Below are 20,026 nucleotides of genomic sequence, written 5' to 3' on the forward strand. Positions count from 1 at the left end.
ACCGCGATGAGCCTGCGAAACCTGGGCCACCTGATCGCTGTCGCGGCAACCGTGGGCGGATGCACACATACTGATGCGACCTATTCTGGGACGCCTGAGCAAGGAATCCAGGTGGAGCAGAAGACAGCGGTCTTGCGACTACAGGCTCTCGGTCGTGCCGAGAGGTACGGTCTGCGTGATTTCATTGCGAATGCCAGTCGCGGTCGACGGGATGCACTCCATCTGGAGGTCAGTGGCTCGCCCCGGCTGGTTACGCAGGTGGCACACGAGGCACGCACGATGGGCGTTCCATCTTATAATATTCGCCTGTCCGCTTTCCCGGTAGGTCTGCCCTCCCATTTCGGCGTCCGAGTCGAAGCGATCACCCACGAAGCACATCCTCCGGTCTGTCCAAGCCTTTCAATCGTCGGCCCTTCAGTGGACGACAATTCTTTCAATCCAACGCTTGGCTGCTCGATCCGGAATAACCTTGGCGTCATGCTCAATGATCCGGCCGACTTGTTGGAGAATAACGCTGTCATGTCAACCAGCGGTGATCGCGCGGTAGCTCCCCTTACCGCACGGGGGAGCGTCACGCCGGGCAACAAGAGCAACTCGGAAGACGAAAGTCACACCCGGGTTCCCGCAGAAGCCCAATGAGCGGCTCGTACCTGCGCAGAATGAGCATTGGTTGCCACCGTCGACCATTTCGGTAGTCCTCTAAGGCGTGGGCCGCCACAGCAGCTACCCTTCCTCGCGTCGGTTTCAGACCCCGCCAAGCCCGTCAGTTGGGGTCTTTGACTGCGCCGCCCGAACGCATCGAGTTTCCGTGAAGCTAGGCCAGGCCGGCTGCAAAAACTGCCTGAGCGACCCTCTCAAAACACTCCATCGGAACGGCCTTGCCCATCGTAGCCTTTCGAATCAGCTGCCGCGCCAGCGCGGGGTCCCGGATAATACTCAGATGCAGGGTCCGCGCCTGGTCAACCAACCGCGAAGCAGGTTCGCCCTCGGCGCGGCAAACCAATACAGGGACTCCAGTCTCCCCGCGAACATAGCGCAGCCCAATCAATATCGCCGGTCCCGTCAGTATTAATGTAGCGCGATGGATGCCGAGTGGCGCCTCGTTCGCCGATTCGCGACGGAGGCGACGGTGTTCACCCTTTATCTGAGGATTGCCTTCCTGTTCCTTAGTTTCGCGTTTTGCTTCGCTCTGTGTCATGCGCATGTCACGCAAGAACAACCACCGCTGAATTTGCAGATCGGTCAAGCCGCCGATCAGAAATGCCCCAGCAGCGATCTCAATCACAAACTTGAACTCTTTGAAGACAAAGCCAAAACAACCCAAACCGCAGATAGGCAAGTATACCAGCGCCTTCCAAGTCGCGATTACGGTGAAAAGCAGGATTGCGCCGAGAACGAACACTTTGATCAGCGACTTACAAAGCTCGACAAGCGATCTCTGAGAAAAAAGTCGTTTCAGTCCTTTGATAGGATCTAATTTCTCAAGACTTGGTTTTAGTGGCTCCACGGAGAGCGTCAGCCCACCATTAGCCAAGACACTGGCAAGGATGCCCGCAGCCACGGCCGCACCGATGATTGGGCCAACGCTGATCATCGAAAGTTCGATCAATCCGACCAATGCCTGCTGGACCGCACTATTGAATGGCTGCCCCTGCAACTTGTCGACGAGCTGCACCCCTTCACGCCATACGTCTTCGATCGAGCCCGCTCTGAGGCATAAGCAGCCGAACCCGGCGCAGATGCTGAGCGCGCTCACAAAGTCATTGCTGCGAGGGATCTGTCCTTTCTTGCGCGCCTGCCGTAACTTCTTAGGAGTTGGCGGAAGCTTTTTTTCTTCGCCCGAATCGTTCATTTGAAGAACTTCTCGAGCCACTCCAGCACGCCGTAGAACTGGATAATCTCCGCTCCCATATATTCAATGAGGAAGACGGTGTAGCTGACCATGATGACCCCAAAGGCGACATTCTTGATGATGGCGGAGAGATCGTTCAGCTTAATCTGCGGCGCAAAGCGCCCAAGCAACATGAGAGATACCTCAATTAAGAGCAGCGGAGCCAGCACGGGTCCCGAGACCAGCAGGGTCATGTACATGATATGGTCGAGAAGCGTTATAAACTCCATTGCGCCTTGCAGGGTCAGGGACGGTAGTAACCGATACACGGGCCAGATCAGATAGCTGCCATAAAGGCATTTGACTATCGTCTGCAGACCTCCAGACAGAACGAAAATCGTAACCGCAGCAGTACCAAGAAAAAGACCCGTGGCCGAGGCTTGGCTGCGCGTCGCAGGATCGTCCAGCTGGTTCGAAACACCTCGCTGGGTGTCGATGATTTCGCCAACTGCCTGTATGCTCCATAGCGGTACGCTTAGTAGCATCCCGAAAACCAGGCCGATAAATATCTCCTTGAGACCAAGGAAAGCGACGGCGATCATACGGGTGGCCGGATCCAGCGTTTGCAATCCGGCTTCTATATGCGCAAGGCATGGCAGACCCATCACGATCGTCAAGCTTGTGCGGATCATCCCGCTAATGTGGGGGCGGGTAAATACGGGAAGCACCAACATAATACCGAGGGCCCGGGCCGCACTAAGGCCGGCTGCAACGACGAATTCAAGCGCGGTCTGGATTAGACTTAGCGTCTCGGTGGGTGGCAAGCCATTCATTTGATGTGCTGGTACGCCTGAGCCAATCCAAGGCAGCTCCGCTCGCTGCGCCATGATGTTTGACGTGACAAAGCCTCAGAGATCGACGGCCGGGTGGCCCCTTACGTGAGCACGGCCGAACCGCGTCCTGCGCGGTGCGCTCACGTTTCCATAGTTCATGCTTGCGGCTAACGCTCGATAAGCCTACGCAGTCCCAACAGTCCACCAGTGAGGCTTCACCACAAACTTCGCCTTGGATTCTCTCCTAATATCTCGATGTGAGGGAGGGAAATTCAGCGAAGATATGTTGGGCTTGTTCGATAAGGGGGGCGCTTAGCACCGGAGAAAACAGAACGAGCACGGCGACAACGACGAGGAGCTTCACGGTAAGAGGCAAGGTTTGATCCTGGAGCTGTGTTGCCGCTTGGAGGATGCCAACACCCAATCCGGCCACGAGAGCTGCCAAGAGCGGTGGCAGAACCCAAATCATAAAGAGGACGAGAGATCGGCTCAAATGAGTAAGAATGCTGGCTTCGTCCATATTAACCTCCGGGCGTGGCGTAGCTTAAGACCAATCCATGCATGAGCCGCGACCATCCGTCGATCGTGACGAACAGAAAGAGCTTAAAGGGAACAGATATCATTGTGGGCGACACCATTGACATGCCCATGGCCATCAAGATCGTCGTTACAATTAGATCAATCGTTATGAATGGAAGATAGAGAAGGAAACCGATTTCAAACGCACGTTTAAGTTCTGAGATTAGAAACGACGGTACAAGGATCGCAAAGTCATCCGTTGTTGCCTTACTGCGCATCTCCTCAGACCAAACCTGTTCTGTAGAAGAAAGGAAAAACGTGCGCTGCTCCTCAGAGGTGAACTTTTTCAGGTGAGCGCGCAGCGGCTCACTCCCTTCCTTTGCGGCTGTCGCCCAGTCCTCGAGGGTTTGATAGTGAAGTTGCGGGTCCGTAACGCGGTTGTAAATCTGCTCCAACACTGGAGCGCTAATGAAGACGGTAAGGATCAACGCAGCACCGTACAGAACGATGTTCGGCGGTATGGACTGGGTCCCGAGTGCGTTACGCACGAGGAAGAGAACGACAGAAACCTTTAGGAACGCCGTCGTTGTGACGACTGCGAACGCCAGCAGACCGAGGCCGATCGTCAGTGCAACAAGTGCAAGGATGCTTGGCTGAATGTCAGTCATTGACTGCCAACCTGCCACGTAGCCTGATAGCCAATTCCTCCCCGACACGCACGATGTCGCCCTGACCGATCAATCGACCATTGGCAACAATGTCGACCGGACCGTCAAGGGGGCGGCCAAGTTCGAATACATGTCCTTCGTTGACGCCCCTCAGCGTACCCAGCGGGATTGGCCAACGGCCGCATTCGAACACCAGCGTAATCGCGATACTGTCGATGTCGGTTTCCGAAAGGGAGGTGGGTGGCTGTGCTTGGTTTCGTGTCGTCATACATGCACTCTTTAAAGGGTGGGGTTGCAGGCGGAACGGTCCCCGCAGGATCAGTCTGTCGTCAGCGACCTCGGCCGGGGCCCACAATTTGTCGGCAGTGAGAATGACCTGGCCGCGTGCAAGGGGAATGACCTCCGGCAACAGCGCGTCGCCAGCTTGTGCTTGTCGAACAAGCCCAACGGACACGCATAGCGAGCCAATTTCTCCGGCAACCATGATAGGCAATTCCGGAGAAAGCTTATGCATCTCTCGGGGCAATTGGCCAAGCAACTCGCCTAACGTACAGAATGCAGGCGGGACCCGACCGTCGAGGGACGAGAATAGGAAAAGGCGCGCCTTGCTCGTAAGCGACCCGTAGGCGATGTCCAGTTCCAGATGAGGGCCTTGCGTCGTTGCTTCGTCGATCCGGATAACTTGCAAATCTTGCGCTAACAAGTTCTCCAGTTGAACGAGCAACGGTTCAAGCGCAAGTTCGAGGACGAGAGAGCGGGCTGGGTCCGAAGGTAGGCTAAGGCCATGCTGCACCGTCGAAATCAGCGCCAACACCAGCGGGCGTGGCAACGAGAAGATGGCCGTTTCGGCCCCGATGCGAAATACGCAGTCGAGCATCGACGCCGCCGATGGCTGTGCCTGCCAGACGAGCCGGTTCATCCGCATCGATATCGGCGTATCGCCAAGGTGGCTCTTCAGAATCGTGCGTCGAGCGGCGATCTCATTGAGCCATGAGACAACGGTATGCGACAATCTTACCGGAGGATCGAACAGAGCGGGTTCACCCAGCACATTATCGGCGCTCAATTCCACAGAAGGGGAAGTTTGCTCCGGCATAAGACAAGCAGCCATCAGATTGGATCGCCAAAGATTGAATCGCCAGCCGCCCTGCTGCGCGATCCGCCCTTGTACCGCAGCAAGATGTCATCGTCCGTTTCGATTTCAGCTGCGAACTCGGAACGAGCATTGGTCGTGCGCTGAGCATCGCACTCAATCTTCTGCCATTTCTGACTCGCCGCCGAACGCTTGGACCACACGGCCCACGCCTCATCAACCGCGGCCTGGACCTCATCTTGAGTGATGCGCGCCTGTTCAAGCGCCTGACGTGCCACAGCGATCTCAGCCGTGAGTCGCCCAATGGCGAGATAGCACCGACGATCGAGTTCGCTGACGCACATCGTATCAGACAATGCCAAGGCCAGATAAAGTTCAGCTTCGAGCATTGCGCGGCGTTTCTCGGCGCTTACCAGATTCTCGGAGGCTCTCTCCACGGCTTCAACCGCGATCTGGCGTTTGGCTTGCATATTGGATAACTGACGAAGCGCGCTTCGCTCCCTCATGTCCTTCACCAGCCGCAATTTTGATGCTTCGAGCGGTTTCAAGCGATCAGACGCGACATCCACGTGACGGTCTCCTCAAAAGTGGACAGCTCATCCTGCCCCTGACGCAAGAAATTCAGCAGCTTCTCGATGGAGGCTATTGCGCGGTCAGTTAGCGGATCGCCCCCTTGCTTGTATTCACCGACCTTGATCAAGAACTCGGCCTCATTATAGCGCGAGAGCAGGTCACGGAAGACAGAGGCGGCCTTGCGATGTGGCACAGAGACGACCGCATCCATCACTCGACTTCGGCTCGACAGCACGTCGATGGCCGGAAAATGCTCTCGTGCGGCGAGCGCGCGTGAAAGGACTATATGACCATCGAGAATACCGCGAGACTCTTCGGCGATTGGATCGCCTGTGCCGTCACCTTCGACAAGCACGGTATAGAAGGCCGTGATCGAGCCGTGCTCGCCCATACCGGCACGCTCTAATAGACCCGGCAGCAACGCAAAGACGGACGGAGGAAAGCCGCGCCGCGTCGGAGGTTCTCCCGCGGCAAGCCCGATCTCACGCATCGCCCGGCTAAAGCGTGTCAATGAATCCATCATGAGAACGACGCGCAATCCCTGATCACGAAAGTACTCGGCGAGTGCCGTCGCCATATGAGCACATTGCGCGCGCTCGGTTGCTGATCGGTCGGAAGTCTCAACGACGGCAATCGTACGACCGAGTGCATCGCCAATATGGCGCTCGATGAATTCACGCACCTCACGTCCGCGCTCTCCTATGAGCGCAACTATGGTCACGTCGGCGGCCGCGCCTTTAACAATTTGCGACATTAGTGTCGACTTGCCGCAACCAGCGTCTCCATAGATCCCAATCCGCTGGCCTTCGCCACACGTCAGAAGTCCGTCGAGCACGCGGACACCGAGCGCAAAGGGCCGCTCAATGCCACGCCGCCTCATTGGGTTGGGCGCCCTACCCCGGAGGGGGCGAGTGTGAGCCGTCTTTATCGGACCCTTGCCGTCGAGGGGCCGGCCGAAGCTATCGATAACGCGGCCAAGCAAATCGGGGCCAACTGAGACTTCCTGCATCCGCCCGGTCGGCACCACTTCCGCGCGGTTAGACAGGCCTATCATGTCGCCGATTGGCGTGAGCAACACGCCCTCGGGGAGCAGACCGATAACCTCCGCCTCAAGTGACCATCCGGTATTGTGATCCTGCAACAGGCACAGTTCCCCAACACGGGCTCCCGGCAACACGGCATGAACCAAGGTGCCGACGGCCTTTGTGATCCGTCCGCGCACGGCGCGCGTATTGACGTGCTTTGCCGTAGATCTCAGAGATGATAACGCCGCGTGCATAGCTCCTTCACCAGCCGCATCGTCATGGTCCGTTGGTTGCGTGGTCAAGATTGGCCTTCCTGTGAAGACCGGCTAAGGCTCAGCCGCAATGTGCGGAGCTGCGCGGCAAGTCCTAGATCGACATTGCCAAACTCGCTCCACAATACACACTGATCCGGTGTCAGAGTCGGGTCCGAATCAATTCGAACTTTCGGTCGACCATCCGTTCCATCAAACGCCGCGAATTCGCGTATCAGCGCATCGGCGTTCACAGGACATACATGTAGACACACTTCCGCGCTGCCATATCTTTGCTCGATGGCATGACGAACGGACCTCACTAACATCTCGCCCGGATCGAAGGAGCCTACCAGGCCAGATAAGATCTCCATGACGAGCTGTGGCAATTCCTGTTCTAGCACGGCTTTTCGCCGCGCGACCTCACAAGCAACCCGGGCAACCAGCCGCGCCATTTCGTCCGAGCCTGTCCTCAGGCCTTCGGAGTGGCCGCGTGCCCGCTCGCGCTGATAAGCTTTCCTTGCCCAGTTGCGAACCTGCTGTAGATACCGCTCTGCTAGCGCGCGCGTCCGTACCGCATCGGACCAGATAGCAAGTTCCGAGGCTGGTATGAGGGGACCCAGCGGGCGTATCTGCGGGCGTTCTGGCAATGCTAGGTCATTCCTGGTCATGCGGGCCGTGTCTCCGCGGCCAATTGAGCCATCACCAAGGACAGCAATTGGCCTGCGGCCTCGTGGTGTTCGGCGGCTGGCTGCTCCGCGGCGGTCCCGACAGGCAAGCAGAGAAGCACGCGGGCACGGTCAAGTTCCGACGCTTGTTCGAGCCAGGCACCAAGGCAGGCATATCCGTCATGTTCAATCCGTTGCGAAAGTTGCTCCGGATCGACAATCGCTTCGGTTGCGACGGCACTGGACAAGTGTCGAATAGCGCAAAGATGTGCTTCCGCACCAATATTCTCGATCAGAAGAGCAAGATCATGCTTTGACACCAAGTTGAGCACCGAACGGGCGTGCCAGATACTGCCGACAAGTAGTGACGCGCGACGCGGATCATGCCCGAGCAGAACGTCTCTTCCCCGGTTACTTCCGTTCGAGACCAGTTCACTGCCGAGCAGTAAAGCGGCTAGCCTTTCCTGCAGTCTGGGCGTTTTCTGCAACTGCAGCACTGTGGAAGGCGTCAGTAACGGATCGAGATGCGCGGCAAAACGGCTTGGATGGATCAAGGCAGCAAACTCGCGAGGGCGATCTGTATGTGGGCCTGGCGAACGATTTGGTTCTGTCGATGTCATCAATACTGCCACTAGATTCCGCCTATCTCGAATCCGAGTTCAGTTTTTTACCGGCAGTTTTGACGGCGCGCATACTCGCACCTGGGCCGAGATTTGCCACTTTCCGCAAGAATTGACCGAGCTGGCGCACACGCGTGCTCAGCAGCAAGTAGCATAAGACGCCCAAGGCGGCGCCGGCCCCTCCGATACCCACCGCAAGAAAGGGGGTCGACACAAGCTTGCCTGATTGCCCCGCAGCAGCTGCTGGCACGGACGACAGCTCATGTTGAGCCCGCTCAACCGGCACGAACACGACTGTTACCTTGTCGTATGATAGCCCTTCGATGCTGTTAGCGACGAGCATCTTGATCTGGGGTAGCAAGGCGGAGAGCTTTGCATTGGAGTCATGTCGAATAAAGACCGACGCCGAGGACGGAGTAGCATCTTGTCGCAAAAGGTCATTCTTCGGCAGAACAACATGCACACGAGCCGAGAGAACACCATCGATATCGTTGATCGTGCGCGACAACTCTTCGCTTAGAGCGTAAACATAGCGGGCGCGCTCCTCGAGCGGGGAGGCAACCAGGCCCGCCCCCTTGAACACCTCCCCAAGGCTTTTGAAAGGTTGGCGCGGCAAGCCCTGGTCATTCAGCAGGTTGATCGAAAAGGCAAGTTGCTTTGCTTCGACTTGAATCGTGCTGGTACCATCCTTACCGACAACACGGACGGCATCGACGCCCTTGCTAAGGAGAAGAGCGAGCATTTCGTTGGCTTCGCGCTCCTGAACTTTAGTATAGAGATCGGCCTTGCAACCGGCCAACGAGAGCAGAAGCGGGAATAGGAGAAATGCATGAAACCACCTTCCTGCCGGAGCCCCGAAATCGATCCTTCTCTGCGTCAAGAGAGCCATCGACGCCGCCTAGCCCGCTGATAGCAGCTTGTTCAGAGATGAACTTACGGCGCCAGCACTCTTGGAAACGAGCGAAACCTGAATGACACCGTTGTAAGCATCCTTCAGATTTGCCAATGTCGATTGGAAATGATCCACGTCTTCCGGCTTGCCGACCGGATGCATTTCAACTTCGTGCGAACGCAAGACCGGCCGCGCGGCCGGCCCAAATTCGAGACTCTTCGGACGAGCCGGGTCGCCGGCGGCCGCCGAAGGAAGTGCATTCGCAGAAAAAAGCCTGCCTCTGTGCATTGCAGAAAGATTCTGAAGAACGCGCTCGCCGAGCGGACCTGCCTGTGTGACGGCACGTTCAACTTCCGACGGAGCCGGCACGCCACCACTCACCGAAGAGGCCGGATCTTGCTTCGAAGCCGCCTGCGCAAGACTCTCATGAAACCTGTCTTGCGCCGATGAACAGACCTCAGAGGGACATTCAGCGGGGTTGGCAGAGATCGGTATAATGCCCAACATCGTAGAAGAAATCATTGCTCTCTCGTGATGAGATTAGCTGTGTTGCCGTCGTCGGCCCACCAGCCTAGAGAAGCCAGCTGACAAAAAGCTGACAGGAATCTCGAACACCGTCATTTAAAATTGCGCTTGGCTTCCAATTTGCGCCGAATTTTCGGCTTCAGATTGACGGACAAATTTTGGCGCGCGTTCTCTAGCGCCAAACACCGTTGATCCTCATCCGAGCCACGAGGCTGCAGATCTTGAAGAGCCTTCTATACATTGGAATTTTCATTTTTTTGGGTCTCGTTAGGGCTCTCGCCGCCCCGCTGTCGCTGCCATCGGCTCCCTATAGTTACACGGTTCTGGACCAGGACCTCGCGGCCGCATTGCAGGAGTTCGGCAACAATTTGAATATCCGAGTCAATGTCAGCCCCGAGGTGAAGGGACGAATTCGCGGGCGAATGCCGGACCTTGCACCGCGAGAGTTCCTGGACCGTTTGACTAATCTCTACAATCTTCAATGGTACTACGATGGGCTGGTGCTTTACGTATCCCACGCAAGCGAGGCACAAAGCCGTCTGCTTGTCTTGAATCCGATCACTTTGAATTCGTTGAAGTCGGCATTGGATGCACTTAACATCTCCGACGAGCGCTACGTCGTGAGAGCCGCACCGGGAGATGGGCTCGTCTTCGCTTCCGGTCCCCCTCGGTTTATCGCGCTTGTGGACGAAACGCTCAAAGGCCTAGTGACGGAGGCACAGGCGCGGCCAAACTCCACGATGGTGGAAAAGCGGGCACACGAGTCGGTTTTGATGCTGTTTCGCGGGGCCTCAAGTACGGTCATTCGTGATGGACGACCTGAAATCCCTCTCTCGTCTGCGGCGCCACAACATGACAGCGTGGTTCAGGCGCCTGGTCCAGGTCAAAGATGAGCTACGCCTGGATTGACTTGCGAAGGAGCGCAGTACGCTCGCCGTATGCTTGGTCAAGGTCAGCTTTTCGGTAGCTCCTGCCGCGAGACGCGGGTGTGCCGCGTTCTTCCAGCCGGTCGACCATGGGACGCCGCGAAATCAGGGTGGCATTTTTGCACGAACCAGCGAATGCGACTGATCCACCGAGTTCTTGTTGTTACCGATACCCGCAGCAGGACGCGCGACCGCGCAACAAATCAGCGCAATAGGGGCACTCAACAAGACGCTGCAGCATTGGGCGCCTTTAAGTTGATTCAGAATTCTTCTAAGCGTCGTCAGCTTCTCGAAAGCTAATCAATCCTACGATATCGAGCAAAGTACACAGACGACGACGCTGCTTTAGGTTCTCGCAGACATCAGGCTGCGGACGCACCGATTAACCGGGAGCAACCGATCGGAGCCGCCGGAGTCTGCCCATCGATACTACTTCCTCGCGATCTCGGGCTGCACCACACGACCGTGGCGCAATCTCATACCACAGGATGTATAATGTCACTCACCGACCTATCGCTAGCCCCTACTTCAACCGCAGCTTTCTCAGGGCTTGCTCCCGGGCTGCCGTCGGCGCAGGAGCTTTCTAGCTTCGAGACGATGCTGGCGAACTACTCCTTGAAAGATACCGTCGGCCCCGCGCCACAAGATCTGTCGCCGGCAGAGTCGGCCAAACAATTAGCGGAGGGACTCGCGCACGAGGCGTGGAATATCCTACCACCAGATCTCAGGGCCGCACTGGTTGCATCTGGGCAGGCCCCGGAGCCCCCCTCTGCTGGCAGCCCCGCTGCGAGTGCAACCGAGCCGGTACCCAGCTCAAGGATCACATGGAACAGCGGCACGCTGACTGATGCCGAGTTGCGGATTGTGTCGGTGCTGAACCGCCATAAAGACAAATGTCCGCTCGATTGGAAGTCTCTCGGAGATTTGGCCAACGATCCCTCGACACCGCCGGATCTAAAGGGGGCGATCGAGGAACTGCAGCAGGACCCGGAGCTCTTCTATGCAATAGGCTCGCAAGGCGATGGCCGCTGCGGCGGAAAGATCAAGGCAGGCGATCTCTCCGGCTTTTCCGACCATCACTCACAGGTTGCCGCATTCCAGGGGCAGCAGGCCCAGAGCTACGAGCATAACTACATTCCATCGGATGGCACCGGAAATGGCCAGCCATCGGTCATGACCCAGACTGATGCATTACGCGAACTCTACCTGTATTCCGATAACCTGCCGAAGAACCTGAGCCTGGCCGATTTCCAGCAGATCGTCGATGGCGAGGCCAAAACCGGCAAATCCCCCCCTCAGGTTCTCGCGGCGGCGCAATACTTCCTTAGTCATCCGGACGAATGGAAACAGTTGTACGGTGGCTCGGTAGATAAAGTTCACAAAGAGGACTTCTTGCAGGTTGCTTCATCATCGATGAACCTGACGCAGGCCGAGTTGGATACGCTAGGTACGATCAACAAGAACCAAGGGGCTTTTTTCGAGAAGGGTGACCTAACCCGCGACAAGCTGGCGAGCATGGTCGATGATAAGAGTCTCGCTCCGGATGTGCGAAAGGCGGCCTCCCAGTTGCTCTCGGATCCTCTCATCTTCGGCCTAATGAACAATGCGATCACCGGCTATCATACCCACCACAAGTTCTTCGACTTCGGCGGAGGCCATACCGTTGATTCCGGCAACATCAGCAACAACGATTTCAAGCAGTTCTTCAACAACATGTCGGCAGCAAACCGAACCGCTCACCAGTTGAAGACGCATGTCGCTCAAACGGCTGTCGAGCAGTCCGCCGTCGCAGACATGATGATGGGCGTGACGGATCAGCCCGACATCAAATCACCCAAAAAAAACGGAGGCGCTTTCATGCACGCGCTTGACGGCGTGCTGAAGGTGGGTTCGAACGTGCTCGACTGGGCAGCGACGGCAGTTGGTGTACTTGGTTTCATCCCGGGCTTGGGCGAATTGACGGATCTCGCCTCAATGGTGCTCGAGAGCGAGTCGCAAGCAGCCAATCTCTTGCACACCGCCATCACAGGCGGCAACCTAAAGCAGGCGCTGGAAGAAGCGGGGCTCAGTCTTGCGGCGCAGGCGGTCGGCTGTATCTCCGGCCCGGAGGTAAAAATAGCTATGCGCGAAGGCTTGGCGAAACAGGCAATCCAGGAGGCCGCGACGGCTGGCGTCAGCCTGCCGGTTTCGATGGCTCAGTCTTACGCGGAGGACTATTTGAACAACGTAAAGGGGCGCATTGAGTCAGAGGGCATGCAAGCTGAAGGCGTTTACACTTAGGCAGGTGGGCTCTTTTTAGTCGCGTCGAGGAGCTGGGCGAGCTTGCGCGGCCTCCGCGTGGATGGGCCCCGCAAGCTTTGTCAGCATCTTGGAGCTCCTCACGCACACCGCCGGTGACTTGTTTAGTCGGTCGACGCCGCGCCGGCGCAGCGAGAAAGTAATCGATCTGCGGTGAAAGCGTCGCACAACCGTGAGTTCAATCGTCCCAGCAACCTTAGCAATTCCGGTTGCCTTCGAGGCACGTCGTCTCCGACGACCTGACCGCGAGCAAATGCCGAAGGAGGTGGAGATGTGGCGGCGATGGTGAGCCGGAACATCTCCGCTCAGCTTTTTATCCCTTGAGGTGTTGATCTTCGTGTCAAGACAGTTCGTTTGATGATCGCGAGGCCGCACGGCTCAAGCGGTCCGATGATCAGGATGGGCTTTCGTTGGCACGAACTATCTGATCTCTGCCTGTTGAGGCGCTCTCAACTCGGATTTCGATCCGGCAAAACCAGCCACATTTTTCTGCCCCTCGTCAGCTTGTCGAAAGCTAACGCCCCGACAATAGGATTGTGGAGATCGCCTCCCTTGGATGGATCGAATCGAGATAGGAGAACCCGATGCGCATTCCGAGTTCAAACGCCGGCGCGGGCCTTGAAACTGACCTCCATGCGGCTCGTGGCGGCAAAAAAGGGGCGCACACACGTGACCCCCATGACGAACATGACCGATCGCCTAGTGCAAGCGGTCCTGTCAACGCGGCGTCTAATCCAGACAGTGGCTCGCATGATGCCGCTTTGCGACAAGCGTTCAACGTCGCTCTCGGAGCGGTGGCCTTCCAGCTTGCAAACAATGCCATGACGAGTTTCCAGGATACCATGGCCGAGACAGAGGAGAATTCCTGACGTCGCATATTGCGCCGTCAGGAAACAGGAGCCGCTGGTAGCGGCAATATTCCGAAAGAGGAGAAATAACATGCCTAATGTTGGTGCATCTCATACCTCGACTGCAACCGGGGCTGCTGGCACTGTCTCTGCGGCGGCCGGCGCCGGGGCGGCGGACGTGGCCGCAGAGGCTGCGTTCCAAGGGCAGATCACCGCTCTGACGACCGCCAGCACGCAGGCGACTGAAAGAGACGTTGAACTTCGCGTCGTTTCAACGAACCTCACGACCATCAAGAAAGTAGCCGACGAGCGAGTGCAGTAAAGGATGGGGTGGGACGACGCTGTCGCCCCACCTCTCGCTCCTGCGGAATCGATGAAGCTGCGATAAGCCGTACGGCTTTGCCGTACGGCTGCCTTCGCTCTTGGGAGGCTTTCGACCGTGAACGAACCAAATTCCACGCATTTCGAAGTGCTGTCGGGGCTTTATTCGGGGCTAACCGGCAAAGTGGGTATGGTATCTACTGTGATTGGCAGCGGCCTGGATGCTGATCTGGTCTTCATTGAACAAGGCCTCGAACGCCATCACTTTCGTATCACCCCAAATCGTAACTCGATCGAAATTGAGCCTCTTACCGGGGACGTCATGGTCGAGGGACACGAGAATACTTCTGCGAACGATCACATTGTTGTCCCTCTCCCGGCCGTCATGCACGCGGGGGACATGTCTATACGCTGGTCGATACCGGATTGTAGACAAGCTGGCTCTATTGGCCGATGGGTCGGATGGACCGCCGCATTCGTCTCGGTCCTGATCAGCTCTGTCGCGGTCGGGGCAGTCTCAACCAGTTTGGTCCAGACGGACGGCGCTGTTGCCCTGAAAACCGACTCGCCCCCTGCCGTGGAAGTTGCACCCAAGCTGGCATCTAACGGTGCTGATGCATTGACAACCGATTCAGCTGCTCAATGGCTGCAAGAGGAAGTTGATAAAGCTGGCCTTTTCAATATCAAAGTCAGATCCGAACCAGGTGTTGTCGCTGCCGACGGTAGCGTGACGCCCGCCTCGATCCCTAAATGGCGGGAAATCCAGGAACGGTTCGATCACGATCGCAAGGGCGCATATGTTCTCATCAATGCGGTAGCCGCCAAGGAGGAAAAGACGCCGTCCTCAATTGCTGTCGAGGCCGTTTGGCGCGGGAGTGATCCATATATGGTCATCGCCGGTCAAAAGTATTTCGTGGGCGCGCTGTTGAATAATGGATGGACCGTCAATGACATTGGGGAACGACGTGTGCTCCTGAGCCGGAATGGCCGGCTTGTTGCTCTCCCCTATTAGATTTTCAGCCGCCGCGAAGAAGGAAGGAAAGTGTCATGACCAGGCTGCCCCAGCAATTGGTAGAGCCTTGGGCCTCGTTCCGGGGGGCGAACGTTGACGATCAGACACTTACCACCACGCCTACCACTCCTAAAGCCGAGGCCAGCAAAATCGAGCTATCGCATGCAAATGGCCGGAGAAGCCACACTATTTTGCGGGATACGGACCAGCAAGATGTGGCTGTTGGCGCTACGATTGAGACAGCCCTGCAGCTTAACTCAGTCGATCCGGTTTCACGCACCAATGTCAATCAGGCGGGCACCCGGATCAGTGAGATCGAGCCAGGTCCAGAAATTGCCTGCTTTAACGGCCCCAACCTCGCGAACAACCTGCTCTCCTTCGTCGCGCCCCGCCTACGTCACTCGGATGTTCTGCGCCCAGAGAAGCAGGGCGTTCTTCTGGAGCGTTTGGCGGATACGCTATCGGCCGCGGCAGATGGCTCGGCGCCAAGGGAAGACATCGAGATTTTGCAGCTGGAGTTGGGGCGGCTACTCCTGCTCCAGCAGAATCACAACGGCTTGATCAAAGGCTAGCGATGGCCAAGCTTGACGGAGAGCAACACCTCACACCGCCGCCGCCAGTTTCAAACGCCGCTGAGGTCTTGCCAATCTCTAGGACCGAGCGTGATTTGCTCTGCGCGCTTTCCTATGTCCATCTTGCATGCGGTCAGAGCGCACAGAGCCTGGCGCTCTTGCGAATCGTAGCTCACGAACATTCTCAGGACGTCGAGTTACTCCGCATTCTGGTCTACGCTCTCATCTCAGAGGGCCAGGGTGATGAAGCACTTGCGGCTTTGGATAGGCTAGACGAACTTGACGATCAGCCGTCTTCGCGTCTGCCTTTGATGGTCTTGCGCAGCCAAGCGCTGCGCAACGCCGGTCGCATGGCCGAAGCTCGAGTAATCTTCAAGACCTATGTTTCATTGCGGAGCAGCGCAGCTCCAAACAAACGATAGTCGGCTTCTCATGGCCAACGTACTACGTACTCTCATTGTGCGCGCGCCGGCTAACCCGGATTTGATGGTCGCCTTGATGCTTCTTTTGGCGATCGGAATGATGATCATGCCGATCCCGATCGTGGTAATCGACATGCTGATCGGATTCAACCTCGGTTTTGCCGTACTGCTGCTGATGGTAGCACTTCATCTCAAGACGCCACTTGATTTTTCGTCCTTGCCGGGTGTCATCCTTATCTCCACCGTCTTTCGTCTGGCTCTTACAGTCGCAACGACGCGGTTGATCCTCGCTGAGGGCGATGCCGGCAGCATCATTCATACGTTCGGCGACTTCGTCATATCAGGCAATATCGCTGTCGGATTGGTCATATTCCTAATTGTGACCATGGTGCAGTTTATGGTTCTCGCCAAGGGCGCCGAACGGGTCGCAGAAGTGTCGGCGCGTTTCACGCTCGACGCGCTGCCCGGCAAGCAAATGGCAATCGACGCGGAACTGCGCAACGGGCACATCGATCAGCACGAAGCTCGCCGCCGGCGGGCCGCACTGGAGCAAGAAAGCCAACTTCACGGTGCCATGGACGGCGCTATGAAATTCGTGAAGGGCGACGCTATTGCCGGGCTCATAGTCATCGGCATTAACATGCTGGGCGGCATTACAATCGGCTTGCTCTCCAAGGGCATGCCCCTTGAGGAGGCACTCCATCAATATACGATCTTGACCATCGGTGACGCGCTAATTTCGCAAATTCCGGCTCTGCTGCTATCAATTACAGCAGCAACCATTGTCACCCGCGTCAATGGTCCTTCCAAGTTGAAGCTCGGTGCCGATATCGTCAGCCAACTGACGGCCAGCACACAAGCGCTCCGGTTGGCCGCTGGCGTCTTGATTGTGATGGGGCTCGTGCCGGGCTTCCCTTTGCCTCCGTTCATCATGCTTGCCGCGCTCTTCGGTGCAGCAAGCTTTGTCAATGTTGGTGTAGACGGCGAGCAGGCCGCGGCCAAGGCAGGCGATAGTACCACCGGTTCACCTCCAGCTCCACTACAGGCTCCGAAGCAAGCCGTCCCTACAGAGGCACTGCCGATCGCGCTATTCCTCGCACCAAATCTCTCACATGGGATCGATAAAGAGGAACTCGAGCAGTCTATCGGGCAGATTTCGGCACTCGTCTCATCTGATCTTGGTATCACAATTCCCCGCATTCCCGTCCAAGCCGACAAGCACTTAGCGGAATCGGAGTTCAGGGTAGATGTTGAGGGAGTGCCTGTCGGGCGAGATTTTGTTGACCCGATACAACTCCTGCTCAACGATGACGTCGCGAACATTGAATTAAGCGGCATCCCTTTTCGCAAAGACTTAGAGACAAATCGGGTCTGGATTGAACAAGGTCATGCGCCGGCTCTTAGAGCAGCCGGAATAGGGCATCACCGTGCGAGCGAAGTCATCGCCTTGCGCGTGCAGTCGACCCTCACCCGCTATGCACAGCGCCTGGTGGGCATTCAGGAGACCCGGCAATTGCTCGGCCGCATGGAGCAGGAATATGCCGATCTTGTGAAGGAGGTACTGCGCACGACCCCGGTGCCTCGGATCGCCGATGTCCTGCGCCGCTTACTGGACGAGGGAATTCCCATTCGCAACACTCGTCTAGTTCTTGAGGCGCTGGCGGAATGGAGCGAGCGCGAACAAAATGTCGTCCTGCTCACCGAATATGTTCGCTCCGGTCTGAAGCGACAGATCTGTCATCGCTATGCCAACGACCACCGTGTGGTGGCGGCCTTTATTGTTGAGCGTCAAACCGAGGATATCGTGCGCGGTGCAGTGCGCGACACCGCTGTGGGGCCTTATCTGGTTTTGGAGGATCGCGAGAGCGAAATGTTGCTTTCGCAGTTCCGCAAGATCAATTCGAGCGTTGCACGTGGTCAGAACCAACCCGTCATTCTGGGTTCAATGGATATCCGGCGTTTCCTCCGGGGTTTCCTGATCCGCAACGGCATCGACCTGCCTGTCCTGTCGTATCAAGATCTCGCTCCGGATTTTACGGTCCAGCCGATTGGATCGGTCAAGCTCGAAGCTTCAAAACATAATACTCCCTCAGGCGACGTCGTGACGCGATCGCCGCAGCCAGCTAACAAAGCACAGCAGGTGGTCGCGAAATCGTAGTTTATTTTGCATCAGTTAACTCGGACGGCGAATTCTTCTCCTTTGGTTCGACGTTGTACTCAGCCATCCCTGCTACGCTTACCTTTCTGCTACTCAGAGATTCGCCTAAGACCGCTTTTTGACCGCAGCAAATGCCCACTCCAGATCCACTAGGCAGCAACAACGAGGTCGATCCTGCTATGCACGAACGCATTGCTTCCGCTCTCCAGCGGGTGCTGGCCGGGAGACTTTGAGCGAAACGCTGAAGCAGCAACGAGGCGACGTGCTTGCGCTCCCTCTCCTGAGCCCTGCTGGCGCACAAGCGCTCGGAAGAGGCACTTGAGGTGCTTGACAAGTTCTACTTGTCAGGCCCTGCAGTCCAGCCCGTGTTGAATGCGCGAACGGGGGTTGTACTCGATGACGAGGGGCGCCACCGTGAGGCACGAGCGTTATCGGCGAGCTCTCGCAATGGCTCCCAACAATCCTATGCTGCGCAGCCACCTCGAGCTGTCGATCGCGCTTGCTGAGGCGGGCAACCGTTACACAGTAGGACACTACCAGCCGCCCAGCCAAACGGTCCTAATCGCAATGGCTGAATCGCGCAAGTAGCAGGCAGGATCTGGTGCTGTCCGCCTTAAATGCCTGCGCTGGACGCGAAGTTGTCATAGTGTTACCCACTGGAACGACATCGGTGACATCTTTTTGGCGTGTTCAACCGAAGCGGCCGAAGACACTCGTTGCCCTCAGATTACCTCATCAAACCGAGAAATCCTAACCGCTCTGATTTTGAACATTGACGCACAGTACTCCTCGAGCAACCGTCATAATGCCGCCTGCCGCGCGAATGATTCTTCTTTTCCAGGGTGCTAATGAAAAGCCCCGACCTGAAGCCGGGGCTTTGTTGACGTATTCATCGCCCGCAGCTCATAAGCGCCGCGGTGCTGTCTTTACAGCTCCCTCATCCAGGCGAGGTGATCGGCTTCGCTGGGCTCAACCCTCGACTGTAAGCCGACCATCTCGAAAGAATGCTTGCTGATCCACGTTACATGAAGTCACCATCCGAATCGGACGCTTGTGCAGCCTCATCATCACTGTCAACTTTAGATAGATAACGCTGAGAATTAGTTTCACGCTGCCATTTACCGTCGTCGTTGATTTTCCACTTTCCGGACCTGGCTGCATCGAGCACCATGTCGTCCTCATCGACTTCAACGAACCCCATGCTCTGTGCCCGGGCTTTCGCTTCTGGGTTGGCAGGACGCCAGTTCACCAAGGGCCGTTCGCCGTCTTGCCGAAGTTGATGCTCGAGCAGAATATCGCCAGCGTTTGTAACCAGCGGATGAGCAACCTGGAAATCGACAATTGAGGTGACGCTATCTGCTCCGGGGAACTGTTCTCGCCACCTGTTGCTTTCGAAGTCAGTCATGGGGAATCCCGGCTCCGTTCTTTGGAGCCCTACGCTCCTATTACCCAATTGGTAGCTGTAATATCGGGCATCATCAGAGTCTCTTCTAATGCTATAGTCCTTGGCAACCTCCGATGTGCGCCTGGCTCTATCCGATACGAATTGGGAGTACTCGTGTGGATTGTTGGCGATTCGGTTGATTTCCTCGCCATGAAAGTTCCTCACTTCTCTCCTGAATGTCGCTCTGTCGATCTCGACCACAGGCGGACTTGAAGAGAGAGAATAGCGCGAAGATGAGCTACCAGCTGCATCCTCCAATCGCATCCGAGAGAATGCATCCGAAAAGTCTTGGTTTTCGGAATCTGAGTGTTCAGCATGGTAGTTTTCATACGAGGAACTACCGGACCAATCGTTAATTCGCCCGTACATAGCGACCCTGCTCCTTTGGATCATACGTGTTGCATTGCTTGCAGGTCATTCGACCTTATCCCCCCTTAGACAGCTTAGCTGTCCACAAGCTGACGCCAGCAGATAAATGGAGGTCAGGCGGGCTGACGGTGCTAGCTGTGATCGCGCGCAGTTCGTGC

At 56.7% G+C, this 20,026-nt stretch carries 20 protein-coding genes; 8 read left to right on the top strand and 12 right to left on the bottom strand.

Going from position 1 to position 20,026, the window contains the following annotated elements:
- Positions 1-6: 6 nt before the first annotated feature.
- The gene (locus SE91_RS26635; protein WP_061851341.1) at positions 7-639 is read left to right on the top strand and encodes a CpaD family pilus assembly lipoprotein; all 633 of its coding nucleotides are present in this window, start codon (positions 7-9) and stop codon (positions 637-639) included.
- Positions 640-814: 175 nt separating this feature from the next.
- Here the strand turns inward: SE91_RS26635 and SE91_RS26640 are convergent, their stop codons facing one another.
- The 11 genes from SE91_RS26640 to SE91_RS37275 form a co-directional block, all read right to left on the bottom strand.
- Entirely contained in the window at positions 815-1,852 is a 1,038-nt protein-coding gene (locus SE91_RS26640; protein WP_061849750.1) for an EscU/YscU/HrcU family type III secretion system export apparatus switch protein, read from the bottom strand.
- Positions 1,849-2,664 carry a type III secretion system export apparatus subunit SctT gene (sctT, locus tag SE91_RS26645; RefSeq protein WP_061849751.1) on the bottom strand — a complete coding sequence of 272 codons (816 nt, stop codon included), beginning with the start codon at positions 2,662-2,664 and terminating at the stop codon, positions 1,849-1,851. Before sctT ends, SE91_RS26640 begins: the two co-directional genes overlap by 4 nt.
- A gap of 244 nt (positions 2,665-2,908) precedes the next feature.
- Complete coding sequence (locus SE91_RS26650; RefSeq protein ID WP_061849752.1) at positions 2,909-3,184, bottom strand: EscS/YscS/HrcS family type III secretion system export apparatus protein; 276 nt, start codon at positions 3,182-3,184, stop codon at positions 2,909-2,911.
- A 1-nt stretch (position 3,185) separates the two neighbouring features.
- Positions 3,186-3,851 carry a type III secretion system export apparatus subunit SctR gene (gene sctR, locus SE91_RS26655; protein ID WP_061849753.1) on the bottom strand — a complete coding sequence of 222 codons (666 nt, stop codon included), beginning with the start codon at positions 3,849-3,851 and terminating at the stop codon, positions 3,186-3,188.
- Positions 3,844-4,962 carry a type III secretion system cytoplasmic ring protein SctQ gene (gene sctQ, locus SE91_RS26660; protein WP_349540893.1) on the bottom strand — a complete coding sequence of 373 codons (1,119 nt, stop codon included), beginning with the start codon at positions 4,960-4,962 and terminating at the stop codon, positions 3,844-3,846. The genes sctR and sctQ overlap by 8 nt, the downstream gene beginning before the upstream one ends.
- Entirely contained in the window at positions 4,962-5,513 is a 552-nt protein-coding gene (locus SE91_RS26665; RefSeq protein ID WP_061849754.1) for a hypothetical protein, read from the bottom strand. The genes sctQ and SE91_RS26665 overlap by 1 nt, the downstream gene beginning before the upstream one ends.
- Positions 5,489-6,796, bottom strand: a complete 1,308-nt coding sequence (gene sctN, locus SE91_RS26670) for a type III secretion system ATPase SctN (protein WP_156490056.1) — start codon at positions 6,794-6,796, stop codon at positions 5,489-5,491. Before sctN ends, SE91_RS26665 begins: the two co-directional genes overlap by 25 nt.
- Before the next feature lie 44 nt (positions 6,797-6,840).
- Complete coding sequence (gene sctL / locus SE91_RS26675; protein ID WP_061849756.1) at positions 6,841-7,464, bottom strand: type III secretion system stator protein SctL; 624 nt, start codon at positions 7,462-7,464, stop codon at positions 6,841-6,843.
- Complete coding sequence (locus tag SE91_RS26680; RefSeq protein ID WP_245318544.1) at positions 7,461-8,015, bottom strand: nodulation protein NolU; 555 nt, start codon at positions 8,013-8,015, stop codon at positions 7,461-7,463. The genes sctL and SE91_RS26680 overlap by 4 nt, the downstream gene beginning before the upstream one ends.
- 88 nt (positions 8,016-8,103) lie before the next feature.
- Positions 8,104-8,970 carry a type III secretion system inner membrane ring lipoprotein SctJ gene (gene sctJ / locus SE91_RS26685; protein ID WP_061849758.1) on the bottom strand — a complete coding sequence of 289 codons (867 nt, stop codon included), beginning with the start codon at positions 8,968-8,970 and terminating at the stop codon, positions 8,104-8,106.
- A gap of 9 nt (positions 8,971-8,979) precedes the next feature.
- Positions 8,980-9,495 carry a nodulation protein NolB gene (locus SE91_RS37275; protein ID WP_245318545.1) on the bottom strand — a complete coding sequence of 172 codons (516 nt, stop codon included), beginning with the start codon at positions 9,493-9,495 and terminating at the stop codon, positions 8,980-8,982.
- Between the two features lie 224 nt (positions 9,496-9,719).
- Between SE91_RS37275 and SE91_RS26690 the strand changes: the two genes are divergently transcribed.
- The 7 genes from SE91_RS26690 to sctV all read left to right on the top strand — a co-directional run bounded on the left by SE91_RS26690 (position 9,720) and on the right by sctV (position 18,055).
- Positions 9,720-10,391 (top strand): secretin N-terminal domain-containing protein, encoded by a 672-nt coding sequence (locus SE91_RS26690; protein ID WP_061851343.1) that lies wholly within the window; start codon positions 9,720-9,722, stop codon positions 10,389-10,391.
- A 630-nt stretch (positions 10,392-11,021) separates the two neighbouring features.
- Entirely contained in the window at positions 11,022-12,704 is a 1,683-nt protein-coding gene (locus SE91_RS26695) for an HrpF/NolX family T3SS translocon protein (RefSeq protein ID WP_245318615.1), read from the top strand.
- Positions 12,705-13,306: 602 nt separating this feature from the next.
- Positions 13,307-13,591: a hypothetical protein gene (locus SE91_RS36575; RefSeq protein ID WP_156489803.1), complete on the top strand. Its 285-nt coding sequence runs from the start codon at positions 13,307-13,309 to the stop codon at positions 13,589-13,591.
- A gap of 418 nt (positions 13,592-14,009) precedes the next feature.
- Positions 14,010-14,903, top strand: coding sequence for a SctD/MshK family protein (locus SE91_RS26710; protein WP_061849762.1), 894 nt, complete (start codon positions 14,010-14,012; stop codon positions 14,901-14,903).
- Between the two features lie 35 nt (positions 14,904-14,938).
- Positions 14,939-15,475: a hypothetical protein gene (locus tag SE91_RS26715; RefSeq protein ID WP_061849763.1), complete on the top strand. Its 537-nt coding sequence runs from the start codon at positions 14,939-14,941 to the stop codon at positions 15,473-15,475.
- Positions 15,476-15,477: 2 nt separating this feature from the next.
- A complete protein-coding gene (gene sctY / locus SE91_RS37360) occupies positions 15,478-15,897 on the top strand; it encodes a type III secretion apparatus assembly chaperone SctY (RefSeq protein ID WP_061849764.1) in 420 nt (139 codons plus the stop codon).
- A gap of 10 nt (positions 15,898-15,907) precedes the next feature.
- A complete protein-coding gene (gene sctV, locus SE91_RS26725; protein ID WP_061849765.1) occupies positions 15,908-18,055 on the top strand; it encodes a type III secretion system export apparatus subunit SctV in 2,148 nt (715 codons plus the stop codon).
- A gap of 1,021 nt (positions 18,056-19,076) precedes the next feature.
- On the opposite strand, the gene SE91_RS38320 is transcribed toward sctV, so the two are convergent.
- On the bottom strand, positions 19,077-19,892 hold the full coding sequence (locus SE91_RS38320; RefSeq protein WP_502687155.1) for an effector protein NopP: 816 nt from the start codon (positions 19,890-19,892) through the stop codon (positions 19,077-19,079).
- Between the last annotated feature and the right edge of the window lie 134 nt (positions 19,893-20,026).

The sequence above is a fragment of the Bradyrhizobium sp. DOA1 genome (genome assembly GCF_001593325.1).
Lineage (GTDB): Bacteria > Pseudomonadota > Alphaproteobacteria > Rhizobiales > Xanthobacteraceae > Bradyrhizobium.

Coding starts and splice junctions, on each gene's coding strand:
- sctJ (WP_061849758.1), bottom strand. CDS start 8,970: ATGGCTCTCTTGACGCAGAGAAGGATCGATTTCGGGGCTCCGGCAGGA.
- sctY (WP_061849764.1), top strand. CDS start 15,478: ATGGCCAAGCTTGACGGAGAGCAACACCTCACACCGCCGCCGCCAGTT.
- SE91_RS37275 (WP_245318545.1), bottom strand. CDS start 9,495: ATGATTTCTTCTACGATGTTGGGCATTATACCGATCTCTGCCAACCCC.
- SE91_RS26695 (WP_245318615.1), top strand. CDS start 11,022: ATGCTGGCGAACTACTCCTTGAAAGATACCGTCGGCCCCGCGCCACAA.
- SE91_RS26640 (WP_061849750.1), bottom strand. CDS start 1,852: ATGAACGATTCGGGCGAAGAAAAAAAGCTTCCGCCAACTCCTAAGAAG.
- sctV (WP_061849765.1), top strand. CDS start 15,908: ATGGCCAACGTACTACGTACTCTCATTGTGCGCGCGCCGGCTAACCCG.
- SE91_RS36575 (WP_156489803.1), top strand. CDS start 13,307: ATGCGCATTCCGAGTTCAAACGCCGGCGCGGGCCTTGAAACTGACCTC.
- SE91_RS26635 (WP_061851341.1), top strand. CDS start 7: ATGAGCCTGCGAAACCTGGGCCACCTGATCGCTGTCGCGGCAACCGTG.
- sctT (WP_061849751.1), bottom strand. CDS start 2,664: ATGAATGGCTTGCCACCCACCGAGACGCTAAGTCTAATCCAGACCGCG.
- SE91_RS38320 (WP_502687155.1), bottom strand. CDS start 19,892: ATGATCCAAAGGAGCAGGGTCGCTATGTACGGGCGAATTAACGATTGG.
- SE91_RS26715 (WP_061849763.1), top strand. CDS start 14,939: ATGACCAGGCTGCCCCAGCAATTGGTAGAGCCTTGGGCCTCGTTCCGG.
- sctR (WP_061849753.1), bottom strand. CDS start 3,851: ATGACTGACATTCAGCCAAGCATCCTTGCACTTGTTGCACTGACGATC.
- sctL (WP_061849756.1), bottom strand. CDS start 7,464: ATGACCAGGAATGACCTAGCATTGCCAGAACGCCCGCAGATACGCCCG.
- sctQ (WP_349540893.1), bottom strand. CDS start 4,962: ATGGCTGCTTGTCTTATGCCGGAGCAAACTTCCCCTTCTGTGGAATTG.
- sctN (WP_156490056.1), bottom strand. CDS start 6,796: ATGCACGCGGCGTTATCATCTCTGAGATCTACGGCAAAGCACGTCAAT.
- SE91_RS26650 (WP_061849752.1), bottom strand. CDS start 3,184: ATGGACGAAGCCAGCATTCTTACTCATTTGAGCCGATCTCTCGTCCTC.